This window comes from Leclercia sp. CFBP8987 (assembly GCF_034044995.2).
In the GTDB taxonomy this organism is placed as follows: Bacteria; Pseudomonadota; Gammaproteobacteria; order Enterobacterales; family Enterobacteriaceae; genus Enterobacter; species Enterobacter tamurae.
Genome location: NZ_CM188255.1, coordinates 2,390,435 through 2,411,823, shown reverse-complemented (window position 1 = coordinate 2,411,823; position 21,389 = coordinate 2,390,435). Strand labels below are relative to the sequence as shown.

Sequence of the window (21,389 nt, the reverse complement as noted above, 5' to 3'; positions counted from 1 at the left end):
TGTCAGAATGAGCGCCTTGCCACCAGCCAGGCGCCAATGACCAGCAACACCGCGCCGCAAACCGGGCCGATCAGCGCCTTCAGCGGCACCCCCTGACTGCGCACCACGTCCATCACCAGACCGCCAATCAACTGGCTGGCGACCAGCACCGCAATGGTCGTCGCGGCCCCGACATACTGATAGCCGCTGATGCTGGCAAAAACGAAAAACGACCCCAGCAGGCCAGGGATTAAGGTCCACCAGCGCACCGTATGCACCAGCTCGCTGAACCCGGCCACGCCGTTTTTAATCAGCAGGATCGACACAAACAGCACAATCCCCACCAGTGAGTTGAGCAGCATGGCGATAAGAATGGTGCTCGAGGTCTGGGTAATACGCACCATCAGGGTGTTCTGCACCACCAGGCCAATGCCTGCCGCTACCAGAAACACCAGCGTCAGGGACTGATTCATCCGATGTTATCCGGGTCACTGCGCTCGTCGAGCTGCAACTGCATGAAGGTCAGATCCAGCCAGCGGCCAAACTTAGTGCCCACCTGCGGCATCTGTCCGGTGGTGACAAAGCCCAGCGTCTCATGCAGATGAAGGGAGGCGCTGTTTTGCGCTTCAATGCCTGCCACCATCACGTGTTTGCCAATGCGCCGCGCTTCTGCGATCAGGGCCTTCATCAGCTCGCGACCAATGCCTTTACCCTGGTGGTCCGGGTGAACGTACACCGAGTGCTCCACGGTATGACGAAAGCCGTCAAAGGCGCGCCAGTCACCGAAGGAGGCATAGCCCGTCACCACCTCATTTTCCTCGCTTACCAGCACCGGATACCCCACCATCTGGCGCGCTTCGAACCATGCGATACGGTTATCGGTATCGACCGTGGCATCGTTCCAGATCGCGGCGGTGTACAGCACCGCGTGGTTATAAATTTCACCGATGGCGGCGCAATCCTCTTTGCAGGCGTGACGAATAATCATAGGGATCCTCAGGCTGAATGTGTTCACTATAGTGGTACGTATTGTCACAATATTACACAGAGCGGCTGACTTAGCACTATGCTATAAGTCATAACTTTTTGTTATGTAAAAAAGCGCCTTGTAATCCATTACTTTCACTATAGTATTACGCGATGACAACTATGCCAGACAATATCAATCAACGGATCAGCGCCCGTATCCGGCTGGAGCGTGAAGCCCGCGGCTGGTCGCTGAGCGAGCTCGCGGAACGCGCCGGTGTCTCACGAGCGATGATCCATAAAATTGAACGCGCAGAGAGCAGCCCGACGGCCACGCTGCTGGCCCGTCTCTCCGGCGCGTTTGGCATCAGTATGTCAACGCTTATTGCGCGCGCTGAACTGCAGGAAGGCAAGCTGTTACGCTTTGCCAACCAGCCGGTCTGGCGCGACCCGCAAACGCACTATCTGCGTCGTCATGTCTCACCTCGCAGCGATCTGCCTATCGATATGGTGCAGGTTGAACTTCCCGGTGGGAGCGATGTACCGATGCCTGCCTCCTCTTATGCCCTTGCACGCCAGCTGATCTGGCTGCAGTCGGGTGAACTGGTCTTTCAGGAAGGCGATACCCGCCACGAAATGCGCGCCGGGGATTGTCTGGAACTGGGGCCGCCGAACGACTGTCGTTTTATCAACGAGAGTCGCGAACCCTGTGTCTATCTGGTGGTACGGCTCAATCAATCCGGCTCGTAATGCGAAGGCAGGCTGGAGGATATGCAGCTAGTCTCTAAGGACATTTGTGTAATCTGGAGTCATATATGAGTCAGCCTTCTACACCAAACCGTCGTTGGGTTCTCGCTTCGCGTCCAAAGGGCGCCCCGGTTGCCGATAATTTTCGCCTGGAGGAGCGTTCTGTTCCTCCGCTGGCTGAAGGGCAGATCCTGCTCCGTACCGTCTGGCTGTCGCTGGACCCTTATATGCGCGGCCGCATGAGCGATGCGCCATCCTACTCGCCGCCGGTGGAGATCGGGGCGGTGATGGTGGGCGGCACGGTCAGCCGCGTTGAGCAGTCGAACCACCCGGAGTATAAAGCCGGTGAATGGGTGCTCGGCTACAGCGGCTGGCAGGAGTATGACGTCTCCGACGGCAAGGATCTGGTCAAGCTGGGCGATAACCCTGAGCGTCCCTCCTGGGCGCTGGGAGTGCTGGGAATGCCAGGCTTTACCGCCTACATGGGGCTGCTGGATATTGGCCAGCCTAAAGAGGGCGAAACCCTGGTGGTGGCGGCCGCAACCGGTCCGGTAGGGGCTACCGTCGGGCAAATTGGCAAGCTGAAAGGCTGCCGGGTAGTCGGTATTGCCGGGGGCGCGGAGAAATGTCGCCATGCGACCGAGGTGCTGGGCTTTGACCATTGTATCGATCACCATGCCGCCGATTTTGCCGACCAGCTGGCTAAGGCCTGCCAGGCGGGGATCGACGTCTATTACGAAAACGTCGGCGGGAAGGTGTTCGACGCCGTACTGCCGCTGTTAAACACCGGGGCGCGGGTGCCGGTGTGCGGTCTGGTGAGCGGGTATAACAACGACGCCCTGCCGGACGGCCCGGACAGGCTGCCACTGCTGATGGGTACGTTGCTGAAAAAACGTATTCGCATGCAGGGCTTTATCATTAACCAGGACTATGGCCATCGCATCGAAGAGTTTCAGCAGGAGATGGGCCGCTGGGTCAACGAGGGCAAAATCCACTACCGCGAGCAAGTGGTTGATGGGCTGGACAATGCCCCGCAGTCGCTGATTGGTCTGCTGGAAGGTAAAAATTTCGGCAAAGTCGTGATACGCGTCGCGAAGGATAACTAATAGTACTTGTAAGGGCGGGTAAAACCGCCCTTACGGACTATGCAAAATTCTGAATAACGTCTTTAATAATACATGTCTACAATAACTCAGCCGCAAAATTGACGGATGAGATACCTAAAGAAATCAATTAATTTTAGTTCTGTTTTTATGCGGTCAAGAATACCAGGCATGCAGATACAGGATATATCATCACGCGTCGCTTCACGCCTTTTGCCCATTTGGCAAAGCGCGTTTTGCATCTGTTACAGGAATTGAACATGCTTGATTTGGATAATATTGAAAAAGCGCAGCGCATGAGTCTGACGACTCAGGTGGAAGTGGCGCTAAAAGGGGCGTTAATTGCCGGTTCGCTTAGGCCAGGGTCACGTCTTGTGACGAAAGAGATTGCCGATAAATTAGGCACCAGTATTACTCCGGTTCGTGAAGCACTGCTGCGGTTGGTCTCCGCAGGCGTACTGCACGCTGCACCGGCTCAGGCCTTTCTGGTGCCTGAAGTGACACAGGTAGGGTATGACGAGGTCAACCGCATCCGTCGGGAGCTGGAGATGTTGGCCGTTGCCGCCGCCTGCGAACGCATGACGGACAGCAAGCTAGAGGAGTTGCGTAAACTCAGTGAGGCGTTTCACGACGCCATGAGCAACAACGATGTGGAGAAGTCTCTGGAGGCCAACCGCATCTTCCGTTTTACCCTGTACAAACACGCCGAAATGCCAACGCTCTGCACCCTGATCGAACAGCTGTGGATGCGGATCGGTCCCTGCTTTAGCTACTGGTACGATCAGGATATCGAACTTCCTGCGACCACCTATCGCTATGATGAACTGATCGACGCGCTGGAGAAACGCGATGTTGAACGGTGCCGCGCCGCCGTCGCTGATGTCGTGGACAAAGCGAATAACCTGCTGCTGCAACAATATTTAGCTTAATATTTAACCGCCAGCGAAACGCTATATTTTTTAATATTACCGCTTCGCTTGTTTATTCCCGGCAGACGAATGCCTGCCGGGTAGTTTAATTACTCAAAGCGGTAAGAGATTGATAACCCAACGCCATAATTACGTCCTGGCGCCGGCTCGTAATAACGTCCATTGGATTCATTAACGATCACCGACCCGATATATTCTTTATCGAACAGGTTATCCACGCGACCAAAAACATCCATCCCCCAGTTACCCAGATTCATCTTATAGCCGGTGTTCAGACCCACGACGGTATAAGAGGGCGCTTTGGCGTTATTCTCGTCATCGGCCTCGATGTCACTCATGTAACGCACATCCGATCCCGCATACCAACCCTCTTCAGGCTGCCAGCCAAACGAGGCATAGCCCATGTTGCGCGCAATGCCTGGCATCCGGTTGCCGTTACAGTCTGCGTCGCCGCAGACGTTGCTGCGGTAGGTAGCATCCAGCCAGGTCCACGCCATTTTCAGCTTCCAGTTCTCGGCAAACTGCTGGTCAAGGCCGAGCTCCACGCCCTGACGACGGGTTTTCCCGGCGTTTTTGTAGCTGGTGCGTCCGCCTGCGCTGGCGTCCACCACGATCTCATCGTCGGTATCGGTACGGAACAGCGCCGCGGTGAACAGGCCGTTGCCAATCCGCGTTTTGCTCCCCACTTCATACGTGTTGTTGGTGGACGGCTTGAGGCCGAAATTCAGGCCGCTCTGGTTATCGGTACGGTAGGAGAGTTCGTTGATGGTCGGGGTCTCAAAACCACGGCCTGCGGCGGCATACAGGTTCCATGCGTCGGTCACGCGGTACTTCAGCGCACCTGCCGGGAGCCATTTGTGATAGCTGGCCTCACCGCTGTCATCGCCGTTGGCACCCTGCACATAGTGGTCGTTCGAGTCGAACCATACGGAGCTGTAGCGAACGCCTGCGTCGAGGGAGAGCTTATCCGTCAGCTGCCAGTTGGTTTGCAGGTAGGGATCGACGTTCCACATCAGGTTGCGCTCATCGCGGCGTTTCGCCCCTTTCACGCCGTAGTCCGGTGTCCCGTTGTTCATCACGTAGTTTTCATAACCGCGACGATCTTCACTCAGGTTTTCGTAGTTCAGGCCGGTGGTGAAGGTCATCGGCACCAGCAGCTCCCCGCGGTGGGTCCAGCGGGTGTCGATCCCCTGGTAGTGGCGCTGCATGTCGATCACGCCGCCCGCGTGGGTAGGACGCAGCTGGGGCTGGTACGGAATTGACTGGTACTGAGTCATCTCGCGTTCGCCCGCATAGGCCATCACGCTAAGGTCGTCCTGCGCGCTCAGCTGACGCTCATAGCGCAGGCCAGCCTGGGTCTGCTTGATGGTCTTACGGGTGTTGTACTGATCCCCGCGCGGGGACTGCCGCGGGTTATCCCGCCACTCCTGATAGTCCAGGCCGCCGGGATCGTTGGCTTTCATGTCCACGCTGTTGAAAATCAGGGTCAGCTTGCTGGCGTCGTCGATACGCACGCCCAGTTTGGCGTTGGCGAGGTTTTTACGCGCGCCGCTGTGATCGCGATAGCCGTGGGTGGTGAAGCGGGTGGTGGAGACGGTGTAATCCACATCTCCTGGCTGGGTGCCGTCGCCCATCGCGCCGGTAGCCTTCATGCCGTAGCGCCAGCTGCCGTAGCTGCCGTAATAGCTGCTGGCCTCCACGGTATTAGGCTGGCGTCCGGTTTCGGTAGTCATGTTTATCACGCCGCCCGAAGCATTGCCGTACAGGGCGGAGAACGGCCCGCGCAGGACCTCGACGCTCTCGATGCTGTTGAGATCGATATTGGACGTTTGCCCCTGGCCGTCCGGCATGGTGGCCGGGATCCCGTCGACATAGAGGCGAATACCGCGCACCCCGAAGGTGGAACGTGCACCGAAACCACGGGTCGATAACTGCAGATCCTGGGCGTAGTTCTGCCGGTTCTGGATTTGCAGTCCTGGCACGCTGCCAAGCGTTTCAGAGAGATTAATACGCGGGGTGGCATGGCGCATATCGTCGCCGTTGACCACGCTGACCGCAGCAGGGGTATCCAGCTCAGAGAGCGTTTGTGGCGACGCGCTGACGATCATGGTCTGCTCTTCTGCCGCCAGGGTGGCGACAGGAGAAAAAATAACAGGAACCAACAGCAGGGGAAGCGTTGCCTTACGGGCAGAAAAGATTTTCATTAATAAAAGCCGCTTAAGGAAATGACGAACCAAATGGAACATGTGCTTACATGGTAAATCTTTTGTAAATGTTTTGAAAACCATAACAGCACATAGCGTTAAGCAAAGTGTAGGTTAAATCAGCGGATCGTCCTGACGCGATCAAGAATTACTCCACATTGCGATAAATAATGATTACTATTCTCATCCATAATCAGGCGAAGCGATGACTTTGCCAGCCGGAAGCGATGTCAGCGATACCATTTACGTTAAAAGGGAGTTGTTATGAATTTACGTCACCTGTGCTCGCCGCGTCTGCGTGGCTCACTGCTGTTAGGTACTCTGCTGGTCGCCGGGACCTTTAATGTTCACGCTGCAGAAGAGATGCTGCGTAAAGCAGTTGGTAAAGGCGCGTATGAGATGGCCGTCAGCCAGCAGGAGAACGCGCTGTGGGTCGCTACCACGCAGAGCCGCAAAACCGATAAGGGTGGGGTGGTTTACCGTCTCGATCCGCTGACGCTGGAAGTGACCCAGGCGATTCATAGCGATCTGAAACCTTTTGGCGCGACCATCAACAACGCTACCCAGACGCTGTGGTTTGGTAACACCACGAACAGCGCAGTGACCGCAATTGATGCCAAAACCGGTGACGTGAAGGGCCGTCTGGTGCTTGACGACCGTAAGCGCAGCGAAACCGTTAAACCGCTGCAGCCGCGTGAGCTGGTGGCTGATGACACCACCAATACCGTCTATATCACCGGCATCGGTAAAGAGAGCGTGATTTGGGTAGTGGATGGCGAAACGCTGAAGCTGAAAGAGACCATTACCGGCACCGGTAAGTTCAGCACCGGTCTGGCGCTGGACGCGCAGGCGAAACGTCTGTACACCACCAACGGTGACGGCGAGCTGCTGACCATCGACACCGCGACCCACAAAATCATCGAGCGCAAGAAACTGCAGGACGACGGGAAAGAGCACTTCTACCTGAACCTGAGCCTCGATGTGAAAGGCCAGCGCGCGTTTATTACCGACTCTAAGCAGCCGGAAGTGCTGGTTGTCTCCCTGAAAGATGGCAGCGTCATCAGTAAAGTGGCCGCGCCGGAATCACTGGCAGTGCTGTTCAACCCGGCACGCAATGAAGCCTACGTTACCCACCGCGAAGCGGGCAAGGTAAGCGTGATTGACGCGAAAACCTATAAAGTGACGAAGACTCACGACACCCCAACCTTCCCGAACAGCCTGGCGCTCTCCGCCGACGGTAAAACCCTGTTCGTGACCGTGAAGCAGAAGTCTTCCCGCCAGCAGGAAGCCACCCAGCCGGATGATGTGATCCGTATCGCGCTGTAAGGTGAGTGCCGTGCCGGGTGGCGGCTTCGCCTTACCCGGCCTACAACACCACGTAAACCGTAGGCCCGTGCAAGCGCAGCGCCGCCGGGCAAATGTGTTATTCCGGACGCTGGCACAGGCCGCTTGCCAGCTGCGTGAATACCGCAATAATGTCCGGCAGCGCTTTCTCTGGGTCCTGGCTGGCCGCTATCCACAGGGCAGCACTCATGGCGGCGCTGTTTAACATATAGGCCGCGGCAGCTGCGTCCACTGGCTTTATCACGCCGCGTTCGAGCATTTTTATGATGCTCTGACGGGTCGATTCCAGGCAGCTCAGCTGACCCGGCCATTGGGCGGGATCGCCCAGAAACGCCGGGCCATCGAGCAGAACGATGCGTTGCACCTCCGGATCCAGCGCCATTTTGATATAGGCGACCCCTTCGGCTAACAATCTTTCCCAGTCATCAACCACTCCAGAGGCCTCAGCCTTAGCCCGTTGCGCCATTTCTCCATCAATCTGGTCGACAACTGCCGCGAGAAGTCCCTTTTTATCGCCAAAATTGTGATATAGCGCCCCACGAGTCAGGCCGACGCTGGCCGTGAGTTCATCCATTGATGCCGCGACAAAGCCCTTTTCGGCAAAGGCTTTACGCGCTGCCGCGATCAGTTTTTCGCGGGTCTCTTCCATCGTTTCGCTGCGGCGTTTGGCCATCACAGGTTCTCCATCTTCATTTGACATACGCGGCGTATGTGTGATTAATTTGACATACGCCGCGTATATTAAATCATCCCTACGCGTTTTTCACCCTCGATACAGGACAGGAGACGCTATGATCCAGCGCGAACCGGTTTTCCCTGCCAACCGACATGCTCTTTATGAGGAGCACGGTTATTCTGCCGCGATCCGTTCCGGCGATTTGCTGTTTGTCTCCGGTCAGGTGGGCAGCCGCGCCGATGGCACGCCGGAGCCGGATTTTGCAGCTCAGGTGCAGCTTGCCTTTGATAACCTGAAAGCGACCCTTGCCGCGGCGGGGTGTACGTTCGATGATCTGATTGATGTCACGACCTTCCACACCGATCCGCAAAATCAGTTTGCAACGATCATGGAGGTCAAGCAGGCTATATTCCCGCAGCCGCCTTATCCGAACTGGACCGCCGTTGGCGTGACCTGGCTGGCTGGATTTGATTTTGAAATTAAGGTGATCGCCCGCATTCCGCAGTAAACGTAGGCCCGTGCAAGCGTAGCGCCGCCGGGCAAAAAGGTAGGTGCGGTCTGATGCCCTCACCCCGACCCTCTCCCACAGGGAGAGGGAGCACAGATAAAAAAAACGGTCACCTGAGTGACCGTTTTGCTTTTACCTTGAGGTCTCTTCCACCAGCGGACCATCACGCTTTTCATCGTCCGGATGGACCGGCGCGGTGCTGTGGATCTCATGCACGCGCTTACGCACGCCAAACCAGCCAGCCACCAGCAGGACTGCCAGCAGTGGGATCGTGGCGATGGTGTAAGTGCCGTTCGGGTAGTCGAACGCCATCAGCACCAGCACGCTGAACAGGAACAGCAGGGTCAGCCAGGAAGTGACCGGCGCGCCCGGCATTTTGAAGCTCACGTCAGCCGCGGTGCCTTCTTTAATCGCTTTGCGCAGACGCATCTGGCACACCACGATAAAGGCCCAGGAGGCGATAATGCCCAGCGCCGCCACGTTAAGCACGATCTCAAACACCTGCGACGGCACCAGATAGTTCAGGAACACGCCGAAGACATACACCACCAGGGTCGCCAGAATGCCCGCGTACGGCACCTGCTGCTTGCTCATCTTCGACATAAACTTCGGCGCAGAACCGCCCATCGACATGGAGCGCAGGATACGGCCGGTAGAGTAGAGGCCGGAGTTGAGGCTGGAGAGCGCCGCGGTCAGAACCACGATGTTCATGATGCTGCCCACGTACGGCACGCCCAGCTTCGAGAAGAAGGTCACGAACGGACTCTGACCCGCCTGATAGGCGTTCCACGGCAGGAGCAGAACCAGCAGCACCACGGAGCCGACATAGAACAGGCCGATACGCCAGATCACGCTGTTGATCGCTTTTGGCACCATGTTCTCGGGATCTTTACATTCGCCCGCCGCCGTACCCACCAGCTCGATGGAGGCAAAGGCGAATACCACGCCCTGAACCAGCACCAGCGCAGGCAGCAGGCCGTGCGGGAAGAAACCGCCGTTATCGGTGATCAGGTGGAAGCCGGTCATGTTGCCGTCCAGCGGTTTACCGGTGCCAAGGAACACCGTACCCACCACCAGGAAGATGACAATCGCCAGCACCTTAACCAGCGCAAACCAGAACTCCATCTCGGCGAACCACTTCACGCCGATCATGTTCATGGTCCCGACAATCGCCAGCGCGCCAAGGGCAAACACCCATTGCGGCACATCGCCAAACGCGCCCCAGTAGTGCATGTACAGGGCCACCGCGGTGATATCCACGATCCCGGTCATCGCCCAGTTGACGAAGTACATCCAGCCCGCAACATAGGCGGCTTTTTCACCGAGGAACTCACGGGCGTAGGAGACGAAGCTGCCGCTGGACGGACGGTGTAATACCAGTTCGCCAAGGGCACGGAGAATGAAGAAGGAGAAGATCCCGCACACCAGATAGACCAGGGCGAGGGCCGGGCCAGCCATCTGCAGGCGGGCGCCTGCACCTAAAAACAGCCCCGTACCGATAGCGCCGCCGATGGCGATCATCTGCACCTGACGGTTGCCCATCGCCTTGTGATAGCCCTCTTCGTGGGCGTTCAACCAGCGACGTTTCGCGGCCTGATGATCGGCTGCGCTTTTATTGCTTGTTTTCATTGAGTTACCTGTTTACCTGTCAAAATCACTTTCATGATGTCCGTACCCGGCAGTCGCAATACAAACGATTGCTCTTGCGCGGAAATGTGCTGCCTTTCCAGTCATTCTGCGTATGGATAAGGCAAAACATGGCGAAGCATCCTACCTGCAATTAATAATCGACGCAAAAAATAACGGGGCGAAAGTGATGTATGTCGACGTAAATATCAGGCGTTGCAGATTGGCTGGAAAAGGTTACTGACGACCCGTATCCGCAGCCGTAAACCATCTCTTTTTAATCAGGTGCAGAAGCGACACGTCCGTGGGGTGAACCACCGCATGCAGCGCCCGGGTATAGTCCAGCACCAGCCCGGGTGTCCAGGCCATATTAGTGGCGCGCTTGCGCAGTTGCGCGGCGATCCACAGCTCCGGAATAAACAGCAGCCGCACAAAACCGCCCCGGGAGCAGCGCTCTTTTAAGGCCCCGTCGAGGGCCGCTTCGAGGGCGTATGCCACGCTGCTGGAACAGTTGCGCCAGGTGAGGTTGTAGGTTTCAGTTTGTCGGTACTGGGTCCAGAAGTGGGTTAACGATGCCACATTGAAGGTGGAGAAGTGGATTTTGCGGTCAGACTCGCACCACATATTGGCTTCAAAGCGGTAATCCGGTTGATACTTGCCCGCTACCGTATTCGCTTCTACCGCTTTCAGCAGGTTGAAAAACTCCGAAGGCGAACGGTCGATCTCCGCCGCCGGATAGAGACTGATATAGAGGGCAGGAGGAACCTCAAGCGCCGCATGGCCGGTTGAGATCACCCCGTTGGCGTCGACAGCGGCGATATAGCGGTTGATCACCGGGCGCGGCAGGGTTTGCTGTTTAGCCGAACCTTCCGGGGTCCAGACGTGAACGATCAGCTGATGGCCCGGCGTGTTCGCTACCGCCTGGGGCAGGGTCTCACGCCGGGCGGTCATCAGCGTCTGCGGGGCGAGAATATCGAACACCGAGCGACCCTGGCGGATCTGGCGCATCCGCAGGGAGAGGATCACCGATTGCAGTCCGCCGGTGAGCATCACCATGCCGATAAACTGTGAGACGGTGCCGTCATGTTCGGTCGGAAAGGGCAGGAACAGGAAAATGGCAAACAGGATCTGTAACACCCCGGACAGCAGGGCCCGGCGCCAGTGGGTAAAGCGCACCACCACCGCAGAGGCGATGGTAAACAGGCCGGTGATGAAGTACGCAATCCCGAAGACGATCGCCAGCACCAGGGTGCCATCGTGGCGACCTGACAGGATCAGAATGGCGATTAGCAGGAACACGCCGCCCTTGAAGTAAAAAATGCCGCGCTGAGTCCCTTTGGCCGCCGAGCCCAGTGTCAGCGACACCAGGCTGTCGAGCAGCAGAAACAGGCCAAAGACGTGTAGCGGGAAATGCAGCCCGCCCTGCAGGCCATCAATAAAAATGGCCAGCCCCAGCCCGCCCCAGAGCATGCCTGCCACCATAAAGAAGGGGGCCGCTTTGCGGACAAACGCCGCCCCGGCGAGTAAAAAGGCGATCTGCAGCATGGTTATCCCTCCTCCTGCGGTGCGGGCTGAAACAGGCTTCCCTGGTCCTCAGACCAGAACGCGACAATCACCGGGCGATCCTTATCGCTCATCAGCAGCATATTTCGCTCTGTTAAGGTGATGGGCGGATGGCCTGCAATCGCCAGCGTAAAACGAAACGTCTCTGCAACGGGCTGGTTGTTCGCCACCGCCTGCCAGCGGGCGGTCATCCGGGCCTGCTGTTGCGGATCGGGCACAAGGGCCAGCAACGCTTCCCGGTGGGTGACCGGGGCTAACGCGGCGGCGAGAGTTGGGTCCGCCTGAGGATCCCAACTCATCCGGCCCGTTTCGGGATCGAGGGAATAGGCCATCGCCCGGGAATGACGATCGGCCGTGCTGTGCATTTTCTGGGCGCGGATAAACACCAGCAGCAGGGCGGCGGCTGAAAGATAAGATTGCGCCAGTAGGACCGACTCTTCCGGCGTCAGACGGGCAAAATAAAAGGGGCCGGTTTCCCGCCAGGAGGCATAGATCACCCCGGCGCTAAACAGGATAAACGCCAGCGACGCCAGCCGATTTCCGCAGATAACGGTAGCGGCAGTCAGCAGAACCAACGGCAGGCAGGCCAGGGCGTAAATCACGGCGACATTGTCGCTGGGGTCGGGCACGTCGCTGAAGATATACAGGGTCGCCAGCAAGACGGCGAAAACTAAACAGACACCCGCCAGCGACTCACGCCGCGCCTCTTTATCAGCCGGGGCCAGCAGACCCATCAGCGGCGGGGTAACAAACAGCGTGCCGGTGACGTTGGCGCTCCAGGCGATCCACAGCCACTGCATCTGCACGCTCCCGGCCAGCAGGGAGAGCCAGCCGACCCCCGCCAGCGCCGCCAGGGCACTGATGACAATCGTCGAGATCACCCAGGTAACGATCTTATGCAACTGGTCGTAGCCCCGGGAAAAGTAGCGCACGCACCAGGCAATCCCCATCTGGCTGGTGAGCGAAAACAGGGCCACCACCAGCGAGACGTGAAACGTATGCTGAAAGGTCAGCCCCAGCGCCAGGCGGGCGAGGAACAGGATAAACCACAGCGCGAGCCACTGCTTTCGCGTCGCGATCAAAAAGGCGGCGACAGCCACGCCCGAGGGTAGCCAGATAAAGGCCACCCGACTCTCCGGGCCGTCGAGGAATAAGGAGATCCAGCCCAGCAGATAGTAGAGCGCCCCCCAGGCGAGTAACGAGACCGCAAACGTCAGTTTATCTGCTTTCATCCAGGCTCCCGGCAGCGACCGTCGCTTTAAAAAAGATATGTCCTTTTCGCCGGGTTAGCCATTTTGCCGTAGCGATGAATGGTGGTAGATATGATGAACCCGAATCGCTACGCTCGACAGATTTCACGACAGTAAGGCGCAGGGTGCAACGTTAAAACGCGTTAGAGAGGAGGTAACGGCTTGTCAAAATATGAACTTCATTCAGCGGAACAGCGTTACCAGCCTGGCTCTGGCGACTCGGTTCTGGCGAACAAATTAGGGATCATCGATGTCGATGAAATGGAAGCGCTGGAATCGGGCTTGTTGCTGATGCTGTATGAAGAACTGTTCATCGAAGATCAGCCGCTTTCGGGGCTGGCTTTTGAACATATCAGGGTATGGCACCGGAAATGGCTGGGAAATGTGTACGACTGGGCGGGGAAGTTGCGTAATGCAAACCTGACAAAGGACGGTTTTCAGTTCGCCGCAGCCAACAGGATCCCGTTGCTGATTGCTGGCTTCGAGAAGCAATATCTCTCCCGTTCTGGTGAACTAAAAAACCTGACGCGTCCTGAGCTGGTGAGTTATCTGGCCGAATGTCATGTTGAGTTTATTTTGATTCATCCATTCAGGGAAGGTAATGGACGTCTGTCGCGGCTACTCTTCGATATGCTGTCCGTTCTGGCGGGAAAAGGAGTGCTGGATTACAGCTTATGGGACGAGCACAAGCTTTTTTACTTCAAGGCAATTCAGGCTGGTGTCTCAGGCAACTACAGACCCATGATGCAACTGGTAAGCGATATTTTGCCAGATTAGCGGGCTAGACCAACGGCTTTCGCCTGGGCCAGATTTTGTTTAAGTTGCTGCTCGATTTTTTGCACAGCAACACCTGTTTCGATCGCGGTTGAGCTGGCAACGGAACGATAAATCTGCGCTTTTGTAATGGTTTTTTTTCTCATGCTACGTATCTCCTGAGCGACTCTGGAAATTCTAGGGAGGAACAGGGCCATTAGCAAGGCTGTTATTACAGCGGCCTTGCTCCTGACATTTCATCGGGGCGAAATGACAATTTCGCCCCGATAGTGATTAGCCGCCAAACACCGCAATCGCCTGCTGCAGGCGGGTGGTGCGTTGGGTGAGGTGGTTGGCCGCCTGGGTGACGTGCTCCACCATCCCGGTGTTGTTATGGGTCATCACTCCGATACGGGAAATGGACTCATTAATCAGGGTCAGCGCCTGGGTCTGCTCCTGAGTGGCGTGGCCGATCTCTTTAATCAACGCCGACATGTTCAGCACGTTGCCGATCATGGTGGTTAGCTGGGTTTCGGTTTGCTCGACCATATTGACCCCGGCATTGACGCTGGCGACATTCTTCTCGATAAGCGACGCGATCTCCTTCGCGGCAGACGCTGAGTGCTGGGCCAGATTACGCACTTCGGCGGCCACCACCGCAAAACCGCGGCCTGCTTCCCCGGCGCGGGCGGCTTCCACCGCGGCATTCAGCGCCAGGATATTGGTCTGGAAGGCGATACGGTCGATCACCGCGATGATATCGACTATCTGGCCGTTATCCCGCGACACCGACTGCATCACGCCGATGGTCTGCTTCAGCACCGCTTCGCCGCTGTAAGCGCTGGCGCTGGTCTGGTCGGCCATGCGGATTGCGTCTTCCGCCGTCTGGGCCGTCTGTTGTACCGCGCTGGCAATCTCTTCCACCGCCGCGGCGGTCTGCTGCAGATCTCCCGAGGTCTCTTCCGAGCGGGCCTGCAGAGCGTCGCCTTCTTTAGCGACCTGCTGACTGATGGCGCGGATGCCGCTGATTTGCGTCCCGACATCATCCACCAGTGAATTCAGGTTTAATCCGGACTGATTAACCAGCCGCATCATCAGGCCAATCTCATCGACGCGATCGAAGTGGTAATAGTCGGTCTTGCGGCCTGAGACGACGCGCTGCATCTGTTTAACAATGGTTTTCACCGGGCGGCAGATCTGGGCATTAAGAAATATCGACAGCAAAATAAACAGCACCGCGAGGCCACCGGACTGCATTATTTCATCAGGAAATAATAAAGGAAGGGCGAGGGCAATCAGGGCGGTAATACCAAGGGAGTAATTAACCCGTTTTGCAGTGCTGAGTCGTTTGAAAATAGAGAGAAAGGAGAATATACCCCGACGCACCAGCACACCTTTATAAAAGCGATGGCTTTTTAATTCGTTATTTCGTACCCGCTGATAAAGCGCTTCACTGGCATCGACCTCACGACGCTCAGGAATATTCCGCACCGAAATATAACCGGTCAAAGTGTCATTCTGGTAGACCGGTGTAACGTTGGCTCGCACCCAGTAGTGATCCCCGTTGTGGCGGCGGTTCTTTACCAGCCCGGTCCAGCTCTCGCCCTGCTGGAGGGTAAACCACATATCGCCAAACGCCTCCGGAGGCATATCCGGATGGCGGATCACATTATGCGGTTCACCAATAAGATGTTCTTCTTTATAACCACTGGCATCAATAAAGGCCGAGTTCGCATACGTAATATGACTCAGGGTATCGGTGGTCGACATTAAGGTCGACCCTTCGTTAAGCAAATGCTCGTTTTGTGTAACGTGATTGTTACGCCTCATGAATAACTCCATGGTGATGTCTGTGTAAAAGAGTAGCCGCCCGATAAAAGAGTCAGGCAAGGTTGGATATTTATTCTGTAATATTACGGCTGGCGTATTCTCCACAAAAAGTAATGAATTAGAAAGCGCCGCAATTAACTATTTTTTCGTATTAATGAGTATCCAGGTCATAAAAATGCAATCAGCGGGATGCAGAAAGTAAAGCAGGCGGGAAATAAACCGCCTTAAGGTAAATATTAAGAAAATAATGAATCCGTGGCCTAAACCATACCGCCGAAATCGTGTTTCATTAACAATGATAAAACATTATCATTGTTAGCCCGTTTTCCCCGACTCATCAGGAAATGTGATGAAAATCAACCTGGTTGGTACCAGCGGCAGCGGCAAGAGCACGCTTGCCCGCCGGATCTCCGCCGAACTGGCGCTACCCTGTATCGAAATGGATACCCTGTACTGGCGTCCCGACTGGCAGGGCACCCCGGACGACGTCATGTTCGCAAAGCTGGAGGCGGCGCTCAGCGCCACGCCTGGCTGGGTGCTGGACGGCAACTACAACCGCACCCGTCCGATAAAATGGCGCCACGTCGATCTGGTGGTGTGGGTCGATTACGGCCTGGCTCGCACCCTGCGTCAGGCCGTCACCCGGGCGGTAAAACGCGCCTGGACTCAGCAGGAGCTGTGGCCCGGCACCGGCAATCGGGAGAGCTTTCGCCGCACCTTTTTCAGCCGCGAGTCGATATTACTGTGGACGATCAAGACCTGGCGCAGCAACCGCGCACGCTATGAAGCCGACATGCAGAATCCGGCTTTTGCCCACATCCGCTTCGTGCGCATCACCTCCCGGCAACAGGCCGATGCCCTGATCGCTGAGCTTCGTGCAACGCTGTAATCTGACACCTTATATCTGAAATCCGGCAAACCAAATGTAAATTAATTGTTTCTCAGCGCTGAAATCGCCCCTTAATAATGGCGACATGTTTAGTCAAACGAGATTGCAACATGTCCTGGCGAATCAGCATTCTGGATAAAAGTCCTGTCGCAGAAAACGAAACGGCCGCCGATGCACTGGCGCGCACGCTGAGCCTGGCGCAGCAGGCCGAAACCCTGGGTTATCACCGCTTCTGGATTGCCGAACACCATAACACCCCACAGCTGGCGAGCCCGTCACCCGAGCTGCTGATTGCCTGGATCCTCGGGCAGACGAAACGCATTCGCGTCGGCTCTGGCGGAGTAATGCTGCAACACTACAGCCCCTACAAAGTGGCAGAAAACTTCAACCTGCTGGCGGCTATCGCCCCTGGTCGTGTGGATCTGGGCGTCGGCAAAGCGCCGGGCGGCCTGCCGCTCTCGACCCGGGCATTACAGCTCGGCCTCAGCCAGCAGGAGAAGGGCGACTTCGCCTCCCAACTGGCGCAGCTGAATGGCTGGATCAACCCAACATCACAGGAGGAGGCGGTTCGTGCCACCCCGTTACCGCAGGTGGCGGCGGCTGGCTTCCTGCTGGGGGCCAGCGCGGAGAGCGCGCGTCTTGCCGCCAGCCTCGACTGGGACTTTGTCTTTGCCGCCCATCTGAATGGCGACCCGGAACTGCTGCGTGAGGCGATCGTCACCTGGCGCGCCCATAGCGCCCGGGAGGTGATTGTCGCGGTGCAGGCCATTGTGGCCCCAACTCAGGCCCAGGCTGACCAATTAGCAAAATCAGTGGAGGTGTGGGGCGTTGAGCTTGCCAACGGCCAGCGGGTCACCGTTGCCAGCGAAGAGCAGGCTTACGCCTTTGCCCGTCAGGCAGGCAGCGAGCCGCTGCGCATCGCCCGTCGCGCCCAGTCGCTGCTGGCAGGTACCGCCGAGTCGGTGCTCGCACAGCTGGAGGCGCTGCATCAGCAGTGGGGCATCGACGAGTTCATCATTGATACGCCGGTCGCGGAGGGCACCGCCCGGGTGCAATCCCTGCGCCTGCTGGCCCAGGCCCGCGAGCCGCGGGAGGTGGCAGTATGAGCCTCGAACAACAGCTGATCGCCTGGCGCCGCGAACTGCACCAGAACCCGGAGCTTTCCGGGGAGGAAGTCCAAACCACCGCCCGCCTGCGTCAGTGGTTAGGCGACGCCGGAATTAAGGTTCTGCCTTACGACCTGGAAACCGGCGTGGTCGCCGAGGTGGGGAAGGGTGAAAAACAGATCGCCCTGCGCGCTGATATTGACGCCCTGCCGATCGAGGAGCGCAGCGGCGTAGCCTTTACCTCTCAGCGCCCCGGCGTGATGCACGCCTGCGGCCACGACATCCACACCAGCGTGATCCTCGGCGCGGCCCTGAAGCTGAAAGAACGGGAAGCCTCGCTGAACGGCCGGGTGCGGATCCTGTTCCAGCCCGCGGAGGAGAATTTCGGCGGCGCCAAAAGCCTGGTGCGCGCCGGGGCCCTGCGCGACGTCAGCGCCATCTTCGGCATGCATAACGAACCCGGTCTGCCGGTGGGCAGTTTCGCCACCCGCGGCGGACCGTTCTACGCCAACGTCGACCGCTTCGTGTTCCGCATCACCGGCAAAGGGGCGCATGCCGCTCGTCCGCATGAAGGCAACGACGCCATCCTGCTCGCCAGCCAGTTAGTCACTGCTCTGCAAAGCGTCGCCAGCCGCAACGTCAATACCCTCGACTCGGTGGTGCTGAGCGTGACCCGCATTACCGGGGGCAACACCTGGAACGTGCTGCCGGAGAGCGTCGAGCTGGAAGGCACCCTCAGAACCCATCGCACCGAAGTGCAGCAGAACGTGAAGGCCCGGGTGGCCGAAATCGCTGCTGGCTTTGCTGCCGCCTTTAACGCGCAGATCGACATCACCTGGTACGCCGGGCCTACCGCGCTGGTTAACGACGCCAACTGGGCCGAGTTTGCCACCTCGGTGGCTAGCGAAAGCGGCTATGAAACCCGGCATGCTGAACTGCACATGGGCGGGGAGGATTTCGCCGTCTACCTGCAGCAGATCCCCGGGGCTTTCGTCAGCATCGGCAGCGCCAGCCAGTATGGCTTACATCATCCGGCCTTTAACCCGGACGAAGCCTTAATCGAACCCGCCGCGCGTTACTTCGCCCGACTTGCGGAAAAAGCACTGAATCAACTTTAAGGGTAAGGAGGGAATATGTCCGCACCACGACAGCTGCGCCTGGGCACGATTTTGCACGGCGCCTCGGGAAATATGTCCGCCTGGCGTCATCCGGCAGCCCCGGCCGATGCCAGCATCAATTTTAACTTTGTCAAAGAGACGGCCCTGAAGGCCGAAGCGGGCAAGCTCGACTTTATCTTTGTCGCCGATGGTCTCTACATCAACGAGAAGTCGATCCCGCATTTTCTCAACCGCTTTGAGCCCCTGACCGTGCTGTCGGCGCTGGCGACCGTCACATCACGGTTGGGGCTGGTGGGGACGTTGTCCACCTCCTACAGCGAGCCGTTCACCGTAGCGCGCCAGTTCGCCAGCCTCGATCACCTGAGCAACGGCCGGGCGGGCTGGAACGTGGTCACCTCGCCGCTGGAAGGGTCAGCGAAGAACTTCTCCCGTGACAAGCACCCGGAGCACGCCCTGCGTTACCGCATCGCCGATGAGTATCTCGACGTGGTGAAAGGGCTGTGGGACTCCTGGGAGGGCGACGCCTTTGTGCGTAACAAAGAGACCGGACAGTTCTTCGACCCTAAAAAGCTGCACACCCTCGATCACCACGGGGATTTCTTCAAGGTGGCCGGGCCGCTGAACATTGGCCGCACGCCGCAGGGCAGGCCAATCGTTTTCCAGGCCGGGGCCTCGGACGACGGCAAAAAGCTGGCGGCGAAACATGCTGACGCCATCTTTACCCACCATGAAACCTACGAAGAAGCCCAGGCCTTCTGGCATGACGTCAAAAGCCAGCTGAAACAGCATGGTCGAAGCGAGGACGAGCTGCACATCTTCCAGGGGGTGAGCGTGATCGTCGGAAAAGACGCCGACGACGTGGAGGCGCAGTACCAGACCACTGCCGCGCTGGTCTCCATCAACGATGCCCTGAACTATCTCGGTCGCTATTTTGAGCACCACGATTTCAGCCAGTATCCGCTGGATGAAGCCTTCCCGGACGTTGGCGACCTGGGAAAAAACAGCTTCCGCAGCACCACCGATGAGATCAAGCGTAACGCCCGGGAACGCAACTTAACCCTGCGTCAGGTGGCACTGGAAGCTGCCTCGCCGCGCCCGCGTTTTTCCGGCACCCCGGAACAGGTGGCCGACGGCTTGCAGCAGTGGTTTGAAGGCTATGCCGCAGACGGTTTTATCATCCAGGGCGGCACGCCGGATACCTTCCCGCGCTTCGTGGATCAGGTGGTGCCGCTGTTGCAGGCCCGCGGCCTGTTCCGCACAGAATATCCCGGCACCACCCTGCGTGAGAGCCTGGGATTAGACCAACCAGCAAATCAGTTCACACAACAATAAGAGAACCTGCCATGCAAAAATCATCGCTTATTCTGGCGCTCGCGCTGGCCTTTACCCCTGCCGTCTGGGCAGAGAACGTCAACATTAACGGCACCGGGGTCAGCCTCGAAGCCAACAAAACGCCGATCAATACCGCGAAAAACCCGCAGGCCATCGCCCAGCTTCCCGCGAGCTTTAAGCCGGTGGTGCCGGGGAAATTTACCGTGGCGATTTCTGCGCAGAGCCAGCCGCCGCTGACGGTGTTTGCCGATGACAACAAAACCCTGATTGGCAGCGAGGCCGATATCGCCCGTCTGGTGGCCGACAGCCTCGGGCTGGAGCTGAACGTGGTGCCCACCTCCTGGGAAGACTGGCCGCTGGGTGTCACCTCCGGGAAATACGACGCGGCGATCAGCAACATCACCGTCACCAAAGAGCGCAAACAGAAGTTCGATTTCGCCACCTACCGTAAGGATTCGCTGGGCTTCTACGTGAAATCCACCAGCCCGATTAAGAAACTTGAGAAGGCGGAAGATATCGCCGGGCTGCGGATTATCGTGGGTTCCGGCACCAACCAGGAGGCGATCCTGCTGGCGTGGGATGCGGAAAACCAGAAGAAGGGCCTCAAGCCGTTCACCCCGATCTACACCAAAGATGATGCTGCCCAGACGCTGGCGTTACAGTCCGGTCGCGCGGACGCCTACTTTGGCCCGAACGTGATTGGCGCGTGGAAAGCGGCCCTCACCGGCAAAACCAAACTGGTGGGCAGCGTTGACGGTGGCTGGCCGAAAGCGGCGCACATCGCCGTGACCCTGAAGAAAGGCAGCGGTCTGGCCGAACCGGTGCAGACCGCCCTCAACGGGGCGATCAAGAACGGCGACTACGACAAGGTGCTGAACCGCTGGGGGGAAGGCGTGGAGCGTATCCCGAGTTCAGAAGTGAATCCGGCTGGCCTGGGCGACTAAGGAGAACCTATGAGCGACCTTTTTCGTGACGTAACGCCTGCGGATGCCGAACTTCAGCCCATCATCGAGGGGCTGTTCGGGGAATACGCCGCGCGCTACGGGGATTACTTCTCCAAAGATGCTGAGATCGAACTGACCGAGTGGTATCTGGCGCCGCAGGGGCTGTTTATTGTGCTGGAGCGCGACGGGAAAATCATCGCCACCGGGGCGTACAAACCCTTCGATGATCACACCGCCGAGATCAAACGGATCTGGACCGACAAATCCCTGCGCCAGCAGGGGCTTGCCGCCCGGGTGGTGCAGGAGCTTGAACGCCGGGCGGTGCTGGCCGGTTACAGCCAGATCTACCTCACCACCGGTTTCCGTCAGCCGGAAGCGGTGCGGCTCTACCTGAGCCAGGGCTACGCGGCGCAGTTCGACCTCGACCGCGACCCGGAAGAGTACAGCCAGCCGCCGTTCGACGGGCGGCTGCGCTTCACCAAAACGCTGGTACGCGAAGCGTTCAGTAAATCGGCATGAGGA

At 57.8% G+C, this 21,389-nt stretch carries 21 protein-coding genes; 12 read left to right on the top strand and 9 right to left on the bottom strand.

Going from position 1 to position 21,389, the window contains the following annotated elements; all coding sequences use genetic code 11:
- Nucleotides 1-2 precede the first annotated feature (2 nt).
- Nucleotides 3-452, bottom strand: a complete 450-nt coding sequence (locus SOM40_RS11640) for a DMT family transporter (RefSeq protein ID WP_225758743.1) — start codon at nucleotides 450-452, stop codon at nucleotides 3-5.
- Nucleotides 449-967: a GNAT family N-acetyltransferase gene (locus SOM40_RS11635; RefSeq protein ID WP_225758744.1), complete on the bottom strand. Its 519-nt coding sequence runs from the start codon at nucleotides 965-967 to the stop codon at nucleotides 449-451. Before SOM40_RS11635 ends, SOM40_RS11640 begins: the two co-directional genes overlap by 4 nt.
- Before the next feature lie 152 nt (nucleotides 968-1,119).
- Here SOM40_RS11635 and SOM40_RS11630 point away from each other — a divergent pair, with 152 nt between their 5' ends.
- The 3 genes from SOM40_RS11630 to SOM40_RS11620 all read left to right on the top strand — a co-directional run bounded on the left by SOM40_RS11630 (nucleotide 1,120) and on the right by SOM40_RS11620 (nucleotide 3,724).
- Complete coding sequence (locus SOM40_RS11630) at nucleotides 1,120-1,695, top strand: helix-turn-helix domain-containing protein (protein WP_166182517.1); 576 nt, start codon at nucleotides 1,120-1,122, stop codon at nucleotides 1,693-1,695.
- A gap of 65 nt (nucleotides 1,696-1,760) precedes the next feature.
- A complete protein-coding gene (curA, locus tag SOM40_RS11625) occupies nucleotides 1,761-2,798 on the top strand; it encodes an NADPH-dependent curcumin/dihydrocurcumin reductase (protein WP_320531097.1) in 1,038 nt (345 codons plus the stop codon).
- Between the two features lie 257 nt (nucleotides 2,799-3,055).
- Entirely contained in the window at nucleotides 3,056-3,724 is a 669-nt protein-coding gene (locus SOM40_RS11620) for a GntR family transcriptional regulator (protein ID WP_320531096.1), read from the top strand.
- An 89-nt stretch (nucleotides 3,725-3,813) separates the two neighbouring features.
- On the opposite strand, the gene pqqU is transcribed toward SOM40_RS11620, so the two are convergent.
- Nucleotides 3,814-5,928 (bottom strand): TonB-dependent receptor PqqU, encoded by a 2,115-nt coding sequence (gene pqqU, locus SOM40_RS11615; RefSeq protein ID WP_320531095.1) that lies wholly within the window; start codon nucleotides 5,926-5,928, stop codon nucleotides 3,814-3,816.
- A 264-nt stretch (nucleotides 5,929-6,192) separates the two neighbouring features.
- Here pqqU and yncE point away from each other — a divergent pair, with 264 nt between their 5' ends.
- Nucleotides 6,193-7,254, top strand: coding sequence for a 7-bladed beta-propeller protein YncE (gene yncE, locus SOM40_RS11610; RefSeq protein ID WP_262673732.1), 1,062 nt, complete (start codon nucleotides 6,193-6,195; stop codon nucleotides 7,252-7,254).
- A 97-nt stretch (nucleotides 7,255-7,351) separates the two neighbouring features.
- Here yncE and SOM40_RS11605 read toward each other — a convergent pair whose 3' ends face one another.
- A complete protein-coding gene (locus tag SOM40_RS11605) occupies nucleotides 7,352-7,945 on the bottom strand; it encodes a TetR/AcrR family transcriptional regulator (RefSeq protein WP_414672302.1) in 594 nt (197 codons plus the stop codon).
- A gap of 118 nt (nucleotides 7,946-8,063) precedes the next feature.
- On the opposite strand from SOM40_RS11605, the gene SOM40_RS11600 reads away from it, so the two are divergent.
- Complete coding sequence (locus tag SOM40_RS11600; protein ID WP_106992948.1) at nucleotides 8,064-8,456, top strand: RidA family protein; 393 nt, start codon at nucleotides 8,064-8,066, stop codon at nucleotides 8,454-8,456.
- Between the two features lie 132 nt (nucleotides 8,457-8,588).
- Here the strand turns inward: SOM40_RS11600 and ansP are convergent, their stop codons facing one another.
- The 3 genes from ansP to SOM40_RS11585 form a co-directional block, all read right to left on the bottom strand.
- Nucleotides 8,589-10,085, bottom strand: a complete 1,497-nt coding sequence (ansP, locus tag SOM40_RS11595) for an L-asparagine permease (RefSeq protein WP_106992947.1) — start codon at nucleotides 10,083-10,085, stop codon at nucleotides 8,589-8,591.
- 234 nt (nucleotides 10,086-10,319) lie between these two features.
- Complete coding sequence (locus SOM40_RS11590; protein WP_320531093.1) at nucleotides 10,320-11,627, bottom strand: HdeD family acid-resistance protein; 1,308 nt, start codon at nucleotides 11,625-11,627, stop codon at nucleotides 10,320-10,322.
- Between the two features lie 2 nt (nucleotides 11,628-11,629).
- Nucleotides 11,630-12,877: an MASE1 domain-containing protein gene (locus tag SOM40_RS11585; protein WP_320531092.1), complete on the bottom strand. Its 1,248-nt coding sequence runs from the start codon at nucleotides 12,875-12,877 to the stop codon at nucleotides 11,630-11,632.
- Nucleotides 12,878-13,057: 180 nt separating this feature from the next.
- On the opposite strand from SOM40_RS11585, the gene SOM40_RS11580 reads away from it, so the two are divergent.
- On the top strand, nucleotides 13,058-13,672 hold the full coding sequence (locus SOM40_RS11580; RefSeq protein WP_320531091.1) for a Fic/DOC family protein: 615 nt from the start codon (nucleotides 13,058-13,060) through the stop codon (nucleotides 13,670-13,672).
- On the opposite strand, the gene SOM40_RS11575 is transcribed toward SOM40_RS11580, so the two are convergent.
- Nucleotides 13,669-13,815, bottom strand: coding sequence for a hypothetical protein (locus SOM40_RS11575; protein WP_106992943.1), 147 nt, complete (start codon nucleotides 13,813-13,815; stop codon nucleotides 13,669-13,671). The two genes, SOM40_RS11580 and SOM40_RS11575, sit on opposite strands and share 4 nt — an antisense overlap.
- A 127-nt stretch (nucleotides 13,816-13,942) precedes the next feature.
- Entirely contained in the window at nucleotides 13,943-15,478 is a 1,536-nt protein-coding gene (locus tag SOM40_RS11570; RefSeq protein ID WP_320531090.1) for a methyl-accepting chemotaxis protein, read from the bottom strand.
- A gap of 349 nt (nucleotides 15,479-15,827) precedes the next feature.
- Here SOM40_RS11570 and SOM40_RS11565 point away from each other — a divergent pair, with 349 nt between their 5' ends.
- The 6 genes from SOM40_RS11565 to SOM40_RS11540 all read left to right on the top strand — a co-directional run bounded on the left by SOM40_RS11565 (nucleotide 15,828) and on the right by SOM40_RS11540 (nucleotide 21,386).
- Complete coding sequence (locus SOM40_RS11565) at nucleotides 15,828-16,367, top strand: P-loop NTPase family protein (RefSeq protein WP_313824852.1); 540 nt, start codon at nucleotides 15,828-15,830, stop codon at nucleotides 16,365-16,367.
- Nucleotides 16,368-16,477: 110 nt separating this feature from the next.
- Entirely contained in the window at nucleotides 16,478-17,473 is a 996-nt protein-coding gene (locus SOM40_RS11560; protein WP_320531089.1) for an LLM class flavin-dependent oxidoreductase, read from the top strand.
- Nucleotides 17,470-18,591, top strand: coding sequence for an amidohydrolase (locus SOM40_RS11555; protein WP_262661033.1), 1,122 nt, complete (start codon nucleotides 17,470-17,472; stop codon nucleotides 18,589-18,591). Before SOM40_RS11560 ends, SOM40_RS11555 begins: the two co-directional genes overlap by 4 nt.
- A 15-nt stretch (nucleotides 18,592-18,606) precedes the next feature.
- Nucleotides 18,607-19,923: an NtaA/DmoA family FMN-dependent monooxygenase gene (locus SOM40_RS11550; protein ID WP_501050815.1), complete on the top strand. Its 1,317-nt coding sequence runs from the start codon at nucleotides 18,607-18,609 to the stop codon at nucleotides 19,921-19,923.
- 11 nt (nucleotides 19,924-19,934) lie between these two features.
- Complete coding sequence (locus tag SOM40_RS11545) at nucleotides 19,935-20,867, top strand: ABC transporter substrate-binding protein (RefSeq protein WP_106992937.1); 933 nt, start codon at nucleotides 19,935-19,937, stop codon at nucleotides 20,865-20,867.
- Between the two features lie 9 nt (nucleotides 20,868-20,876).
- On the top strand, nucleotides 20,877-21,386 hold the full coding sequence (locus SOM40_RS11540) for a GNAT family N-acetyltransferase (protein WP_262673741.1): 510 nt from the start codon (nucleotides 20,877-20,879) through the stop codon (nucleotides 21,384-21,386).
- Nucleotides 21,387-21,389 lie beyond the last annotated feature (3 nt).

Coding starts and splice junctions, on each gene's coding strand:
- curA (WP_320531097.1), top strand. CDS start 1,761: ATGAGTCAGCCTTCTACACCAAACCGTCGTTGGGTTCTCGCTTCGCGT.
- SOM40_RS11600 (WP_106992948.1), top strand. CDS start 8,064: ATGATCCAGCGCGAACCGGTTTTCCCTGCCAACCGACATGCTCTTTAT.
- SOM40_RS11620 (WP_320531096.1), top strand. CDS start 3,056: ATGCTTGATTTGGATAATATTGAAAAAGCGCAGCGCATGAGTCTGACG.
- SOM40_RS11605 (WP_414672302.1), bottom strand. CDS start 7,945: ATGGCCAAACGCCGCAGCGAAACGATGGAAGAGACCCGCGAAAAACTG.
- pqqU (WP_320531095.1), bottom strand. CDS start 5,928: ATGAAAATCTTTTCTGCCCGTAAGGCAACGCTTCCCCTGCTGTTGGTT.
- SOM40_RS11540 (WP_262673741.1), top strand. CDS start 20,877: ATGAGCGACCTTTTTCGTGACGTAACGCCTGCGGATGCCGAACTTCAG.
- SOM40_RS11565 (WP_313824852.1), top strand. CDS start 15,828: ATGAAAATCAACCTGGTTGGTACCAGCGGCAGCGGCAAGAGCACGCTT.
- SOM40_RS11630 (WP_166182517.1), top strand. CDS start 1,120: ATGACAACTATGCCAGACAATATCAATCAACGGATCAGCGCCCGTATC.
- SOM40_RS11555 (WP_262661033.1), top strand. CDS start 17,470: ATGAGCCTCGAACAACAGCTGATCGCCTGGCGCCGCGAACTGCACCAG.
- yncE (WP_262673732.1), top strand. CDS start 6,193: ATGAATTTACGTCACCTGTGCTCGCCGCGTCTGCGTGGCTCACTGCTG.
- SOM40_RS11545 (WP_106992937.1), top strand. CDS start 19,935: ATGCAAAAATCATCGCTTATTCTGGCGCTCGCGCTGGCCTTTACCCCT.
- SOM40_RS11570 (WP_320531090.1), bottom strand. CDS start 15,478: ATGAGGCGTAACAATCACGTTACACAAAACGAGCATTTGCTTAACGAA.
- SOM40_RS11635 (WP_225758744.1), bottom strand. CDS start 967: ATGATTATTCGTCACGCCTGCAAAGAGGATTGCGCCGCCATCGGTGAA.
- SOM40_RS11585 (WP_320531092.1), bottom strand. CDS start 12,877: ATGAAAGCAGATAAACTGACGTTTGCGGTCTCGTTACTCGCCTGGGGG.
- SOM40_RS11560 (WP_320531089.1), top strand. CDS start 16,478: ATGTCCTGGCGAATCAGCATTCTGGATAAAAGTCCTGTCGCAGAAAAC.
- ansP (WP_106992947.1), bottom strand. CDS start 10,085: ATGAAAACAAGCAATAAAAGCGCAGCCGATCATCAGGCCGCGAAACGT.
- SOM40_RS11590 (WP_320531093.1), bottom strand. CDS start 11,627: ATGCTGCAGATCGCCTTTTTACTCGCCGGGGCGGCGTTTGTCCGCAAA.
- SOM40_RS11550 (WP_501050815.1), top strand. CDS start 18,607: ATGTCCGCACCACGACAGCTGCGCCTGGGCACGATTTTGCACGGCGCC.
- SOM40_RS11575 (WP_106992943.1), bottom strand. CDS start 13,815: ATGAGAAAAAAAACCATTACAAAAGCGCAGATTTATCGTTCCGTTGCC.
- SOM40_RS11640 (WP_225758743.1), bottom strand. CDS start 452: ATGAATCAGTCCCTGACGCTGGTGTTTCTGGTAGCGGCAGGCATTGGC.